10 protein-coding genes are annotated in these 13820 nt (G+C 65.0%); 6 read left to right on the top strand and 4 right to left on the bottom strand.

Annotation, left to right across the window (positions count from 1 at the left end):
- Positions 1-34: 34 nt before the first annotated feature.
- Positions 35-1396, bottom strand: coding sequence for an FAD-dependent oxidoreductase (locus tag P6U25_RS03485; protein ID WP_407150059.1), 1362 nt, complete (start codon positions 1394-1396; stop codon positions 35-37).
- Positions 1397-1499: 103 nt separating this feature from the next.
- Here P6U25_RS03485 and P6U25_RS03480 point away from each other — a divergent pair, with 103 nt between their 5' ends.
- Complete coding sequence (locus P6U25_RS03480; RefSeq protein WP_407150058.1) at positions 1500-2384, top strand: LysR family transcriptional regulator; 885 nt, start codon at positions 1500-1502, stop codon at positions 2382-2384.
- Positions 2385-2406: 22 nt separating this feature from the next.
- Here the strand turns inward: P6U25_RS03480 and P6U25_RS03475 are convergent, their stop codons facing one another.
- Positions 2407-3207 (bottom strand): enoyl-CoA hydratase-related protein, encoded by an 801-nt coding sequence (locus P6U25_RS03475; protein ID WP_407150057.1) that lies wholly within the window; start codon positions 3205-3207, stop codon positions 2407-2409.
- A gap of 154 nt (positions 3208-3361) precedes the next feature.
- On the opposite strand from P6U25_RS03475, the gene P6U25_RS03470 reads away from it, so the two are divergent.
- Positions 3362-4336, top strand: a complete 975-nt coding sequence (locus P6U25_RS03470; RefSeq protein WP_407150056.1) for a 2-dehydropantoate 2-reductase — start codon at positions 3362-3364, stop codon at positions 4334-4336.
- Between the two features lie 39 nt (positions 4337-4375).
- Positions 4376-5155 carry an SDR family oxidoreductase gene (locus P6U25_RS03465; RefSeq protein ID WP_407150055.1) on the top strand — a complete coding sequence of 260 codons (780 nt, stop codon included), beginning with the start codon at positions 4376-4378 and terminating at the stop codon, positions 5153-5155.
- Positions 5156-5236: 81 nt separating this feature from the next.
- Here the strand turns inward: P6U25_RS03465 and P6U25_RS03460 are convergent, their stop codons facing one another.
- A complete protein-coding gene (locus P6U25_RS03460) occupies positions 5237-5917 on the bottom strand; it encodes an alpha/beta family hydrolase (RefSeq protein ID WP_407150054.1) in 681 nt (226 codons plus the stop codon).
- Between the two features lie 242 nt (positions 5918-6159).
- Here P6U25_RS03460 and P6U25_RS03455 point away from each other — a divergent pair, with 242 nt between their 5' ends.
- On the top strand, positions 6160-7995 hold the full coding sequence (locus tag P6U25_RS03455; RefSeq protein ID WP_407150053.1) for a di-heme-cytochrome C peroxidase: 1836 nt from the start codon (positions 6160-6162) through the stop codon (positions 7993-7995).
- 279 nt (positions 7996-8274) lie between these two features.
- On the opposite strand, the gene P6U25_RS03450 is transcribed toward P6U25_RS03455, so the two are convergent.
- Positions 8275-9819, bottom strand: coding sequence for an aspartate ammonia-lyase (locus P6U25_RS03450; protein WP_407150052.1), 1545 nt, complete (start codon positions 9817-9819; stop codon positions 8275-8277).
- A 329-nt stretch (positions 9820-10148) separates the two neighbouring features.
- On the opposite strand from P6U25_RS03450, the gene P6U25_RS03445 reads away from it, so the two are divergent.
- Both P6U25_RS03445 and glgX read left to right on the top strand, forming a co-directional pair.
- Positions 10149-10838: a hypothetical protein gene (locus P6U25_RS03445; RefSeq protein ID WP_407152409.1), complete on the top strand. Its 690-nt coding sequence runs from the start codon at positions 10149-10151 to the stop codon at positions 10836-10838.
- A 355-nt stretch (positions 10839-11193) separates the two neighbouring features.
- Positions 11194-13308, top strand: a complete 2115-nt coding sequence (gene glgX / locus P6U25_RS03440) for a glycogen debranching protein GlgX (RefSeq protein ID WP_407150051.1) — start codon at positions 11194-11196, stop codon at positions 13306-13308.
- The last annotated feature ends 512 nt before the right edge of the window (positions 13309-13820 follow it).

Raw genomic sequence — 13820 nt, 5'->3', positions numbered from 1 at the left:
CTCGGCGCCGTCCGCAAGCACGGCCATGCGAATACTATAATCCCGCAGGGACCGCCTGATCGCGGCCGATGAAGGCGCCCTGCGTCGTGAGCTGTTGTTGCAACTTTTCAACGGAAATGTCGCGTGGAATCGTATTGCCCGAAAGTGCTAGTGCCGCCGCGGTTCCCGCCGCCTCACCCATCACGAAGCAGGCCCCGGAGACGCGCGCGGCCGATTGCCCTTCATGGGTCATCGAGGCGCAGCGGCCCGCCGTCAGCAGGTTATCGACACCCTCGGGCACCAGCATGCGATAAGGCAATTCGTTGTAGCCGCGCGACTCCGGGATCGGCGGAAATTCGAACACGACATCGCCTGGAACGTGGGATTCCTTCGGCCAGCCGTTGACGCCGATCGAGTCGTCGAACGAAGCACAGCCGAGCACGTCCTCGCCGGAGAGCATATAGCCGCCGATCACGCGCCGGGTCTCGCGAATGCCGAGCTGCGGCGGCAGATCGACGATGTAGGAATTTTCGAAGCCGGGCAGTGTGCGCAGGAACGCGAACGCCTCGACCGCCTGGCGGCGGCCCTCGATCTCGCCGCGGGTCATGTCATCAGGATCGATGCCGGAGATCGCGCTGCCGTCGCTGCGTGCGAGCTGGGTGAAATTGACCCGCCACTCGATCTGCGATTTTTGCGGCCGCACGATCGCGGCCTTGCGCGGAAACTTGTGCGTGCCGGCGGCCTCCGCCAGCGCCATCCGCTCCGGAATGGTCCGCCACGCATCGCCCGCTTTGGCGGGATCGATGCCGTTGAGGCGGAACATCATCGAGGGGTAGAGCATGCTGCCGGCATTGTCGCCGACTTCACAAGGCGCGCCCGCCCACACCGCGAGATCGCCGTCACCGGAGCAATCGATGAAGATGCTGGCCAGCACCGCCTGCCGGCCGGCCTTGGTCTCCACCATCAGCGCGCGGATGCGTGAACCCTCCATCACGACGCCGGCGCCGAGCGCGTGGAACAGGATGTCGACCTTGTGATGCGCGAGCAGGTCGTCGGCCGCGATCTTGTAGGCCGCTGTGTCGTAGGCCTGCGCGAGAATCTTGCCGAGGATCAGATGCGGTGCGTTGAGCCCGCCGAGCCGGTCGATCCGCGCCAGCAGGTCGGTGGCGATGCCCTGCACCACCCGGTGCATTTCGCCGAAAACATTCGCGTGCAGGCCGCAGAAGTTCGTCACCCCGGCCGCGGTGCCCATGCCGCCGAGAAATCCGTAGCGCTCGATCAGCAGGGTCCGCCGCCCGGCGCGCGCTGCCGCAACTGCGGCTGTAATGCCGGCCGGCCCGCCGCCGAGCACCACCACATCATATTCGCCGTAGACGGGGACCTGCCGCGCAGGTTCTTCGATGGCGTTTGGCCGCATCATTTCCGCCCTGAACAAGTTGATTGCGCCCACTATGAATTGATGCGAATTGGACTACAATCCATCAAGTTATGTAATCAGCTTTCTCGAATCGAGAAAAGCCATGGATACGCTGGTCAACCTGGAAGCCTTCCTCGCCACCGCCGATAGCGGCGGCTTCTCCGCCGCCGCGCGCAAGCTCAACGTCGCGACGTCGGTGGTGGCCAAGCGCGTCACCCAGCTCGAGGACCGGATCGGCACCGCGCTGTTCCACCGCTCGACCCGCCAATTGCGGCTGACCGAAGCCGGGCAGCAATATGTCCACCGCGCCCGCGGCGTGGTCGCCGATGTCGGCGATCTCTTGTCGCGGATGGGCGAGAAGGGTCGCGACCTCACCGATCATCTGCGTATCAAGGCGCCGACATCGCTCACCGTCGCGCGGCTCGCCGATGCCTTCACCGCGTTCCAGACCCAGAACCCGAGCGTCAGGCTCGAGATCGTGATGATCGATCGCCCGGTCGATCCGGTGACCGAAGGATTCGACATCGCGATCGGCGCCTTCCCGCATTCCTTCGGCGGCGTCGTCGATGAGCCGCTGTGCCGGCTGCCGCGGTTGGTGTGTGCCTCGCCGACATATCTTCGCAAGCATGGCACCCCCAAACATCCGCGCGACCTGGTCGACCACCGCTGCCTCAGCTTTTTGCCGACCGGACCGGAATGGCCGTTCGAGGGACCGCGCGGACGCATCGATGTCCAGGTGCGGCCATGTCTCAGCTCGAACGAGGGCCGCGTGCTGAAGCAAAGTGCAATCGCCGGCAACGGCATCACGTTGATCTCGCACTACCTCGTCGAGGATGCGCTGCACGACGGTGCGTTACAGACAGTGCTCACGGAGTTTCCGATTCCCGAATTGTGGGTGAAAGCCGCCGTTCCCGAACGCCGCATCGATGCTGCTGCCGTGCAGGCGCTGTTGAAGACGCTGAAAAAGTCGCTGTCGCAATCGCTGTGATGTGATGCTGCCTGCCTTGCTCCTACGCCTTGCCGGCGCCCCAACGGCCTGCGCGCTTCTCGGCGAAGGACGCAAGGCCCTCAGCAGCCTCCTCGGTTTGCCGCTTGGCCGAGTGCAGGCGAACGAGCCGCTTATACCTCTCATCGTCGACCGCCATGCCGCCGAACGAGCTCTCCATCGCCAGTTGCTTGGTCTCCGTCAACGCGTCCGGCGCATTGGCCAGCAATTGCTCCACGAACCTCGCACCCGCGCTCTCGAGCTCAGCGAGCGGCACCACCTCATGGACGAGGCCGATGCGGCGCGCGTCTTCGGCGCCGAAGCGCTCGCCGGTCAGCGCGTAGCGGCGCACCTGCCGCACGCCGACGGCATCGCAAAGCTGCGGGATGATGATCGCGGCGGTGAGGCCCCAGCGCACCTCGGTGATCGAGAACAGCGCATTATCGGCGGCGATCACGATGTCGCAGGCCGCGATCACGCCGGTGCCGCCGCCGAAACAGCCGCCTTGCACCAGCGCCACCGTCGGAACCGGCAGCATATTGAGCCGCTGTACCGCTTCGAAGGTCGCACGCGACGCCGCCTCGTTCTCTTCGAATGACTTCGGCCGCACGCCGTTGATCCATTTCAGATCGGCACCGGCCTGGAAATGCTTGCCGTTGCCCTTGAGCACGACGACGCGCACCGGCTTGGTCGAGAGATCGTCGATCGCGGCGAGCACCCCCTGGATCAGTGCGCCGTCATAGGCGTTGTTGACCTCGGGACGGTTCAGCGTGACGGTCGCGACCCCGCGCGCATCGAGGCTCCACAGGACTGGGCTGGCGGCCATGGACATTCTCCTTCATCGACATCTCGCGACGCGCACACTATGGCGGGAGCCAAAGTTGATCTATCACTTTCCGGCCGCGCCACGCGCATGACCGGTTGCGCGAAGTCGCGCGCTCATGGAAACTTGCGTGACACCCAAGGGACGTGTTCCATTCATGCGCATTTGCATTTTCGGCGCGGGCGCCGTCGGTAGCCATTTTGCGGTCCGGTTGGCGCGCGCTGGCCACGACGTAGCCTGCGTGATGCGTGGGCCGCATCTCGACGCGGTCAAGACGGGCGGTCTGACGCTGAAGGTTGGAGACACCAACGTCACCGCGCGGGTGAAGGCCTCCGCCGATCCGGCCGATCTCGGACCACAGGACGTCGTCATCAGCACGCTGAAGGCCACCGGCCTCAGCGCACTCGCGAGCGGGCTTGCGCTACTGCTCAACGACGACACCGCGGTCGTGTTCGCGCAGAATGGCATTCCCTGGTGGTACGATCTCGGCCTGCCGGCCGATCACCCCAGAATTCCGGATCTCGGCTTCCTCGATCCCGGCGGGCAGTTGCGCGCTGCCATACCGAAGCAGCGGATCATCGGCGGCGTGATCTTCTCCTCCAACGAGGTGATCGCGCCCGGCGTGGTGGCGAATCTCTCGCCGGACCGCAATCGCCTGTTGATCGGAGAGTGCGACGACCGCCAGAGCGAACGCATCACCCGGCTGCGCGGCGCCCTGAGCGACGCGGCGATCGAATCGCCCGAGGTGACGCAGATCCGCGAGACGATCTGGTCGAAGCTGCTCACCAACATGTCGCTGTCGGTGCTTTGCCTGCTGACCGGGCTGACCGCGCGTGCGGTGCGCGACGACCCGTCGATGCAAGACGTGATCCCGCGCCTGCTCGACGAGGCCAATGCAGTGGCGGCCCGCTTTATCCCGGAGGTCAAGCGCGTCACCCGCTCGGGGCCCGCGCCGAACCACAAGCCCTCGCTCCTGCAGGACTACGAGCTCGGCCGGGCCATGGAGATCGACGTGCTGGTCCGCGCGCCGGGGGCGTTTGCCCGCGCCGCGGGCCTTTCCACGCCGATGCTGGATCTGATGGCCGCGCTCGCGATCCAGATGGCGCGTGACAAGGGACTCTATCAGGGCTGACAATCGGGGCGCGGCCGACAACAAGCAGGACATCGAATCATGCAAGTCAGGGACAAGGTCTGCGTCGTCACCGGCGGTGCCAGCGGTATCGGCGAAGCGGTGGCACGGGCCTATGCCGAGGCCGGCGCACGCGGCGTCGTGGTCGCCGATCTCAAGACCTCGCGCGACCGGCTCGCCAGCGTCGCCGGCGATATCGACGGGCTGGCGGTGACCGCCGATGCCGGGCTGGAAGAGGACGTCAGGGCGCTGATCGCCGCCGCCGAAGATAAATATGGCCCGGTCGACGTGTTCTTCTCCAACGCCGGCCTGTCGCGCAAGGGACAGGAGACGGCGTCGGACGCGGACTGGGACGTGAGCTGGCGCGTGCATGTGATGAGCCATGTGTTCGCGGCCCGGGCGCTGGTGCCCGGCATGCTGGCGCGCGGCTCGGGCTACCTGCTCAACACAGCGTCGGCCGCGGGGCTGCTGGCATCCTTGAATTCGATGCCTTACGGGGTCACCAAGAATGCCGCGGTCGCGCTCGCCGAGCATCTCGCGATCCAGTATGGCGATCGCGGCATCCGCGTCTCCGTGCTCTGTCCGCAGTCGGTGCAAACCGGCATGACGACGCCGGGCCCGAGCGCCGCGCGGGTCGATGGCGTGCTGCAGCCGGCCGAGGTCGCGCGCATGGTGATCGAGGCGATGGCGGAGGAGCGCTTCATGATCCTGTCGCATCCGCAGGTGCAGGAGTACATGCAACGCAAGGCCGCCAATCGCGACCGCTGGCTCGCCGGCATGCGGCGCCTGCGCGATCGGATCTATGGTGCAGCTTCGAGCTGACCCCGCGGAGCCCGGATGGAGCGCAGCGAAATCCGGGACGGTGTCACAAGCGGAGAATGATACCCGGATTGCGCTGCCGGGCTACGAATGCTCCTCGACCCATGTCGCGAATGCATCGAGCACCTCCGCCATCACCTCTTGGTCGATGCGGCCCGAGCGCTTGAGCACATGGAAGGAGTGATCGGCCTCCTGCACCAGATGCAGCGTCGCGCGCCCACCCAAGCCCTTCACCATGGGCACCAGCAGACCGGGCTCGGCCAGCGCATCGCGCGTACCCTGCAGGAACAGTATCGGAATTTTCACGTCGGCCAGATGCTTGGCGCGCTCGTTCGACGGCTTGCCCGCGGCATGCAGGGGGAAGCCGAGGAACACCAGTCCGCGCACACCTAGCAGCGGCGCCTTTGCCTGGGCCTGCGAGGTCATGCGTCCGCCGAACGATTTGCCGCCGGCGAACAGCGGCAGATCGCCGCAACGGCGCGCGGCCTCCGCCACCGCCGCTCGCACCGTGGCCTGGGCGAGCGCGGGCGGATCCGGCCGCTTGCTGCCCTTCTCCATATAGGGAAACTGGTAGCGCAGCGTCGCGATGCCGCGCTCGGCGAGACCCGTTGCAATCGTGTCCATCGACGGATGCGCCATGCCGGCGCCCGCGCCATGGGCGAGCACGTAGATCGCGCGCGTCTGCGGCGGCCGCTGCAGCAGTGCGGAGACCGCGTTGTCGTCGGAAATTGCGATGGTGAGCCGTTGCGCGCCGGCGGCGTTCACGCGTTGCCTCCAGACAGATTGATCCGTCGTTTCTAGCTTTCCACAGCGATGCGCGCAAATGCCGCCGCATCCTGCCGCCGAAAGTGAACTGGCTCACAGCCGATCCACATTTCCGTTGTTAGACCGAGCGCCGCGATTATAGGATCGCGTGTTGCTTGACACACGCCAGACGCGAACCGGTTTTCGGCGAATTTTAACATCTGATGAATATCACGCGGCGACCGCGAATTGGGGGACGGGGCATGCCTCGCAAGACGATCGTTCTCATCGGCCTGTTGATTGTCGCGGGCGTGTTCTACTTCAAGGACGATATCGAGACGCTGGTAAGCAGCTTCCACGTCAAGGCTGTCGACTACCAGCCGGCGGCAAAGACGGTGTGGCTGGACCAGAATGTCAGCAGCGAGCGGCTGCGCTGGTTCTACCACGCTGATCAGGGCACCCGGACCTTCGGCATTCCCTTTGAATGGTTCATGGCGCTGGAGCAGCCGACCGTCTGGCCACCGTTCACCGCCGCGCCGCACCTCAGCGACACCGACTATCTCGGCCGCTTCGGCTTCATCCCGGATACGGTGATTCCGGGCAAACCCGATCCGCTGCCGATCGGCTTCGCGCAAGGCGGCCCGATGCTGGATGCGAACGGTGCGCCGTGGCGCAATCCGCACAGCAAGGCCGACATGACCGGGATCGGCCTGACCTGCGCCGCCTGCCACACCGGCAGCTTCACCTATCGCGGCACCGAGGTCGTGGTCGACGGCGGCCCGGCCAACACCAACTTGTTCGAATTCCAGAAGAGCGTCGGGCTGTCGCTGCTGCTCACGCGGTTCTGGCCGGGCCGCTTCGCCCGCTTCGCCGACGAGATTCTCGGCAAGGACGCGAGTCTCGACGAACGCATGGCGCTGCGCGGCCAGCTCGACCTGGTGCTCAAGCAATATGCCGAGATCAACTCGCTCGAGACCAAGGTTGCCGCCAACAGCGTCGAGGAAGGCTACGCGCGGCTCGATGCGCTGAACCGGATCGGCAATCAGGTGTTCGCGCTCGACCTGAAGAATCCGAACAACTACGCCTCGCATTCGGCGCCTGTGCATTTCCCGCGGATCTGGAACGCGCCGTGGTTTAGCTGGGTGCAGTATGACGGCTCGATCATGCAGCCGATGGTGCGCAACGCCGGCGAGGCGCTCGGCGTCAGCGCCGACCTCAATTTGCTCGACGAGTCCAAGGGCCTGTTCAAGTCGAGCGCCCGGATCGATGTGCTGCACGAGATGGAGCGCATGCTCGCCGGCGATCCGCCGAGCGAGGACAAGGGCTTTGGCGGCCTGGCCTCGCCGAAATGGCCGGAGAACGTGTTGCCGCCGATCAACATGGACCTCGCGAAGAGAGGCGCCGAGCTCTACAAGACGCATTGCCAGGAGTGCCATCGCCCGGCGATCGACAGCCAGGCGCTGCCCGCGAGCGAGGCCTTTGCGCTGTTCAAGAACAAGGCGTGGTGGACCAAGAACGATGCCGGCCAGCCGCTGCTTGACGTCGAGCTGGTACCGATCAGCCATATCGGCACCGATCCCGCGCAGGCCGAAGGTCTTGCGACGCGCACGGTCGAGACGCCGGCCAATCTGAAGATCAAGGACAGCGCGTTCGGTCCGGCGCTGGGCGAGCTGGTCGAGAAGACCGTCGATTATTGGTACGACCAGAACAAGACCTCGCCTGCGGATCAGCAACGCATCAATGGCTATCGGCCCAACAAGATCCAGGCGCCGCTGGCCTACAAGGTCCGCCCGCTCAACGGCATCTGGGCGACGCCGCCCTATTTGCACAATGGCTCGGTGCCGACGATCTACGCGCTGCTGTCGCCGGTGAAGGATCGCCCGAAGACCTTCTGGCTTGGTAGCCGGGAGTATGATGCCAAGGACCTCGGCTATGTCTGGAAAGACCAGATCAAGAACGGCTTCCTGCTCGATACCTCCAAGCGCGGCAATTCCAATGCCGGACACGAATTCTCCAACGAGAAGCGCCCGGGCGTGATCGGGCCGGAGCTGAAGGAAGACGAGCGGCGCGCGCTGATCGAGTTCATCAAGACGCTTTGAGATCGGCCGAGCGACTGCACCTCTCCCGCTGGCGGGTAGGGGCAATTGCATTTGAGAGAAAAGCGCCCTGCGGCCATCCTTCGAGACGCCCGCCTTCGGCGGGCTCCTTAGGGATGAGGTCTCGTTTTGCGGGCACAATAGCAGACCCTCATGGTGAGGAGCGCCGCTTGCGGCGCGTCTCGAACCACGAGGCCGAGTATGTGCGCAGCCACCAAGGCGGCATATGCGATAGCCCTCCCTCGCAAGCGGGAGAGGGAACGCAATTCCGCCGCGGCGCCCTCACGACTTCGGCGCCGGCCCCTGCCTGCGCGCCGGACGCGTCATCGCCTCGAGCTCGAGGAGCTGGTTGAGCTCTGCTTCCGTCAACAGCTTCTCCTCCAGCACGATGTCGGCGACCGAGCGATTCTCCTTCAGCGCACGGCGCGCGACCCGCGAGCTTGCTTCATAACCCAGCGTCGGCGCCAGCGCCGTGATCAGGCCGATCGAGCCCTGCACCAGGCTGCGGCAACGCTCGCGGTCGGCCTCGATACCTTCGACGCAGCGCTTGGTCAGCGTGTCGATCGCGGCGGTCAGCATCCGCAGCGAGCTCAGCACGCAATAGCCGATGGTCGGCTCGAAGGCGTTGAGCTGGAGCTGGCCGCCTTCGGCGCACATCGTCACGGTGAGATCATGCCCGATCACCAGGAAGGCGACCTGGTTGACCACCTCGGGAATCACCGGGTTGACCTTGCCGGGCATGATCGATGAGCCGGCCTGCACCGCCGGCAGCCGGATCTCGCCGATGCCGGTGCGCGGCCCCGACGACAACAGCCGCAGGTCGTTGCAGATCTTCGACAGCTTGACCGCGACGCGCTTGAGCACGCCGGAGAACAGCACGAAGGCGCCGAGGTCCGACGTCGCCTCGATCAGGTTGGAGGCGAGCACCATCGGCTGGCCCGACAGCCGCGACAGCTCCTCGACCGCGAGCGCGGCGTAGCGCGGGTCGGCATTGATGCCGGTGCCGATTGCGGTCGCGCCGAGATTGACCTCGCGGAACAGGCTGACGATCTCGTTCAGCCGCGCGACGTCTTCCTTCACCGTAACGTGGAAGGCGTCAAACTCCTGGCCGAGCGTCATCGGTACGGCATCCTGAAGCTGGGTGCGGCCCATCTTCAGGACGTCAGCGAACTCCACCGCCTTGCCCTTGAGCGCGTAGGCGAGGTCGCTGAGCGCCCGCACCAGCGGCTGGGTCGCGAAGATCACGCCGAGCCGCAACGCGGTCGGATAGGCGTCATTGGTCGACTGCGCCATATTGACGTCGTCGTTCGGATGCAGCGCGTGGTAGTCGCCGGGCTTGCGGCCCATCAGCCGCAACGCGACATTGGCGATCACCTCGTTGGCGTTCATGTTGGTCGAGGTGCCGGCACCGCCCTGGATCGCATCGACGACGAAGGATTCCGCATAGGTCTTGTCGGTTGCGATCTGCGTGCAGGCCGCCTCGATCGCGTCGGCCTTCTCGGCCGAGAGATAGCCGAGCCGTCTGTTGGCGCGCGCCGCCGCCTGCTTGACCAGCGCCAGAGCGCGGACGAACTCCGGGAAGTGGCCGACCGGCACGCCGGTGATCGGAAAATTCATCACCGCGCGCTTGGTGTGAATGCCCCATAGCGCGCTGGCCGGCACGTCGTCCTCGCCGAGCAGGTCGTGCTCGGTGCGCGACTGCGCCTTCGCTTTGTCGATCGGCACGGTGCGGACGGTCGCGACCGCGAGCTCGCTGCGGCCACCGCTCTCGCCCTGTGGCAATGCGGCGCCTGCTGTATTGGCGGTCTCAACCTTGGATTCGGTCATTGCTCCCTCCTGCACCTCGAAGCTCTGTCGCTGCCGACATCGATATGATGCGCCCGACGATGGCCGAAAGCCAATGCCAATCGACAAAATCTTGCGCCGAACGGCGATCGTGACGCCAGGATGCGGTGACTTGCGCCACCCGAATTGCGCCATCGCGATATGGTCTTATTCATCCTGATAACAAGAGCTTATTGTTCCAACCGATGACACGTCTGGCCAGCAGCTTTCTCGGAGGCCTCGGCGCGTGCTAGATCAACGATCGACGGACGCAAGACTGTTCCGACGCACGACAAAGCAAGGCGAAAGTGGTGACCAACTCCAACGAGCCGATGACCCTCACCTTCCGCTGCCCGGCGGAGCTCGAGGGCAAGATTCCGCCGCCGGTCCCGGCGACCCTGGGCCTTCCCGGCTGGCTCAAGGCGATGCCGACGCAGGCCTTCAACACGGCCAACATGCGTGACGAGGATACCATCAAGCGCTGTCCGCCCTTCGTCGACGCCATGACCAGCGGATTCCTGCTGCCGCTGATCTGCGATCTCAAGGTCGAGAACGGCGCCATCACCTGGGACAATGATCTTCCGTCCGGCGTGCTCGAATTCCCGCGATCGCCGATCGGCTTTCACGACGAGAGCCAGGTGACGGGCACGCCGTTGTTCGAACCCGATCGCTATGTGATCAAGTTTCACAATCTGTGGACCATCGAGGCGCCGGAAGGCTATTCCGTGCTCTTCACGCATCCCGTCAACCGGTTCGACCTGCCGTTCACCACGCTGACCGGCCTCGTCGACTGCGATCTCTTCCATGATAGCTGGATTCATTTCCCGGCGCGCTGGCACGACACCAACTTCAGCGGCGTCCTGCCCAGGGGTACGCCGGTCGCGCAGTGCATTCCGGTGAAGCGGGACAAGTGGGTGGCCCGGACCGCGCCGATGACGGCGGGGGAAACGGAACGGGTGCGCGAGCTGACCAAGAAGATTCCGCGCGAACCCGGACTCTATCGCCGACAGTTCCGGACATAGCTCGGCGTTTCGCCGGTTCGTAACCCGCGGCGGGCGACGCAGGTAGGGGCCACAGCTCCATAGTCCGCGGCGGCAGATTGTAAGCGAGACTCTCGGTTTGTTGTCCTGTCGAAAGCCGGAGCCGCATCCACCGCCGTCGTCCCGGTGCAGGCCGGGACGAAGCTGGGGATGGTTCTCACTCGATGTCTTAACACCGTCAGCGAGGAGCAAGGCGACGGGCAATCCGCATGACAGCCGAAGAGGATGACACGGCGACATCATACGGACCATCGGAGGCCGCACCTAGAATAGGCCAATGCAACGTTTGCCGCGCAGCGGCGTTTGTTGCAGGTTGACCTGATGGCAGGGGGACGCGATGTCCGATTACCTCGTCGAGGAAGGGCTGCCTTATCCGCTCGGCGCCCATTGGAGCGGCCACGGCACCAATTTCGCAGTGTTTTCCGCCAACGCCACTAAGGTCGAGGTTTGCCTGTTCGACGGTGAGCGCGAGACGCACCGCTTCGAGCTGCCCGAATATACCGACCAGGTGTTTCACGGCTTCATCAACGGCGTGCAGCCCGGAACGTTCTACGGCTACCGCGTCTACGGCCCCTATCAGCCCGAGGGTGGCCATCGCTTCAACCCGAACAAGCTGTTGCTCGACCCTTACGCATGTGCCCATGCCGGCGATCTCACCTGGAATCCGGCGGTGTTCGGCTACAAGATGGAGACCGGCGACGACCTGACCTTCGACGAACGCGACAGCGCGCCGTTCATGCCGAAATGCGTGGTGGTCGATCCGAATTTCGACTGGGTCCAGGAGGCGCAGCGGCAGGACGTCCACTGGGACGAGACGGTCGTCTACGAAACACACGTCAAGGGCTTCACCAAGCAGCATCCCGGCATCCCCGAACATCTGCGCGGCACCTATGCCGGCTTCGGATCGCGCCAGGCCATCGACTACCTGACGGCGCTCGGCATCACCTCGGTCGAGCTGCTGCCGGTGCATTCCTTCATCAACGACAGCAACCTGCTGGAGAAGCACCTCACCAATTACTGGGGGTACAGCACGATCGGCTTCTTCGCGCCCGACCCGCGCTATGCCTCCGACGTTCCGAACAGCCTGCGCGAGTTCAAGGAGATGGTGTCGCGGCTGCACGGCGCCGGCCTCGAGGTGATCCTCGACGTCGTCTACAACCACACCGCCGAAGGCAATGAGCGCGGCCCGACGCTGTCGTTCAAAGGCATCGACAATGCGAGCTACTACCGGCTCCTGCCCGACAAACGGCGTTACTACATCAACGACACCGGCACCGGCAACACCGTCAACCTGTCGCATCCGCGGGTGATCCAGATGGTGATGGACAGCCTGCGCTACTGGGCCGGCCACATGCATATCGACGGCTTCCGCTTCGACCTCGGCACCATCCTGGCGCGCGAGGTCTACGGCTTCGACGAGCAGTCGGGCTTCCTGAAGGCAATGAACCAGGACCCACTGCTTGCGACCGTCAAGCTGATCGCCGAGCCCTGGGATTGCGGCCCCGGCGGCTACCAGGTCGGCGGCTTTCCGGCAGGCTGGGCGGAATGGAATGACAAGTACCGCAACACGGTGCGCGATTTCTGGCGCGCGGACGCGACACCGGGCGCGCTGGCGCCGCGGCTGCTCGGCTCGCACGACGTGTTCAACCGTGAGGGACGGCGCACATGGGCCAGCATCAACTTCATCACCGCCCATGACGGCTTCACGCTGAACGACTGGGCGAGCTACAACAGCAAACACAACGAGGCCAACGGCGAGCACAACAACGACGGCTCGTCCGACAACCATTCCTGGAATTGCGGCGCCGAGGGCCCGACCGACAACCCCGATATCATCACGTTGCGGGAGCGCCAGAAGCGCAACATGCTGGCGACCCTGCTGGCGTCGCAGGGCACGCCGATGCTGCTTGGCGGCGACGAGTTCGGCCGCACCCAGCGCGGCAACAACAATGCCTATTGCCAGGACAACGATATCTCCTGGCTCGACTGGAACGTTACCGGCGACCGCGAGAAGCTGCTGGCGTTCACCAAGCGCATGATCAAGCTCAGACGCGACTATCCGATCCTGCGCCGCAGCCGCTTCCTCAGCGGCGACCGCGACGCTCAGCTCGACGTCCGCGACGTGGTCTGGATCAACGCCTCGGGCGCGGAGATGACTCAATCCGACTGGACCACCGGCTGGATCAGGTGTTTCGGCGCGGTGCTGGACGGACGCGCGCGCAAGACCGCGATCGCGCGCCAGGGTGAGGACGATACCGTGCTGATGGTGCTCAACAGCTACGAGGGCGAAGTCGATTTCAAACTGCCGCAGACCTCGGCCGGCCCGCACTGGTCGCTGCTACTGGACACCAACACGCCGGAGCAACCGGCGGGCGCGCAGTTTGCGTTCAACAGCACGTACAGGGCTGCCGGACGTTCGTCCGTGCTCTTCACGGCGGGCGAGCCGAAGTAATCATGTCGCCCCGGATGAGCGAGGCGCAATCCGGGGGCGATCGCCAATTGATCGTGCGGTCCTGGATTCGCGGAGCCTGTCATCGGGCGCGCGTTCACGCGACCCATTGGCTCCATCCGGGCTACAGGTCTCTCTTCTCCTTCCCCCTGAAAGCAGGACAATCGCATATGCCGCCTTGGGCCGCTGCGCACGAACCCGGCCTCGTGGTTCGAGACGCGCCGCAAGCGGCGCTCCTCACCATGAGGGTCTACTATTGTGCCGCAACACAAGACGTCATCCTGAGAAGCCCGCCAAAGGCGGGCGTCTCGAAGGATGGCCACAGGGCGCTTTTCTCTCAAATGCGATTGCCCTGCCCCTGAAAGGGGGAAGGTCGGGATGGGGGGCAGCCGCGAGCGACGCTGCATGCGGAGAGAGTAGATCCCCACCCGCTTTGCTCTGGCGAGCAAAGCGACCTCCCCTTTTCAAGGGGAGGTCGGAGCCGTGCACGTCGCTCAGGCTCGCCTCACTCCCAA

The organism is Bradyrhizobium sp. ORS 86 (genome assembly GCF_045571475.1).
GTDB lineage: Bacteria > Pseudomonadota > Alphaproteobacteria > Rhizobiales > Xanthobacteraceae > Bradyrhizobium.
Note: the sequence above shows the minus strand (reverse complement) of the source record. Positions and strands in the feature narration are given on the sequence as shown.

Coding starts and splice junctions, on each gene's coding strand:
- P6U25_RS03485 (WP_407150059.1), bottom strand. CDS start 1,396: ATGCGGCCAAACGCCATCGAAGAACCTGCGCGGCAGGTCCCCGTCTAC.
- P6U25_RS03480 (WP_407150058.1), top strand. CDS start 1,500: ATGGATACGCTGGTCAACCTGGAAGCCTTCCTCGCCACCGCCGATAGC.
- P6U25_RS03475 (WP_407150057.1), bottom strand. CDS start 3,207: ATGGCCGCCAGCCCAGTCCTGTGGAGCCTCGATGCGCGCGGGGTCGCG.
- P6U25_RS03470 (WP_407150056.1), top strand. CDS start 3,362: ATGCGCATTTGCATTTTCGGCGCGGGCGCCGTCGGTAGCCATTTTGCG.
- P6U25_RS03465 (WP_407150055.1), top strand. CDS start 4,376: ATGCAAGTCAGGGACAAGGTCTGCGTCGTCACCGGCGGTGCCAGCGGT.
- P6U25_RS03455 (WP_407150053.1), top strand. CDS start 6,160: ATGCCTCGCAAGACGATCGTTCTCATCGGCCTGTTGATTGTCGCGGGC.
- P6U25_RS03450 (WP_407150052.1), bottom strand. CDS start 9,819: ATGACCGAATCCAAGGTTGAGACCGCCAATACAGCAGGCGCCGCATTG.
- P6U25_RS03445 (WP_407152409.1), top strand. CDS start 10,149: ATGACCCTCACCTTCCGCTGCCCGGCGGAGCTCGAGGGCAAGATTCCG.
- glgX (WP_407150051.1), top strand. CDS start 11,194: ATGTCCGATTACCTCGTCGAGGAAGGGCTGCCTTATCCGCTCGGCGCC.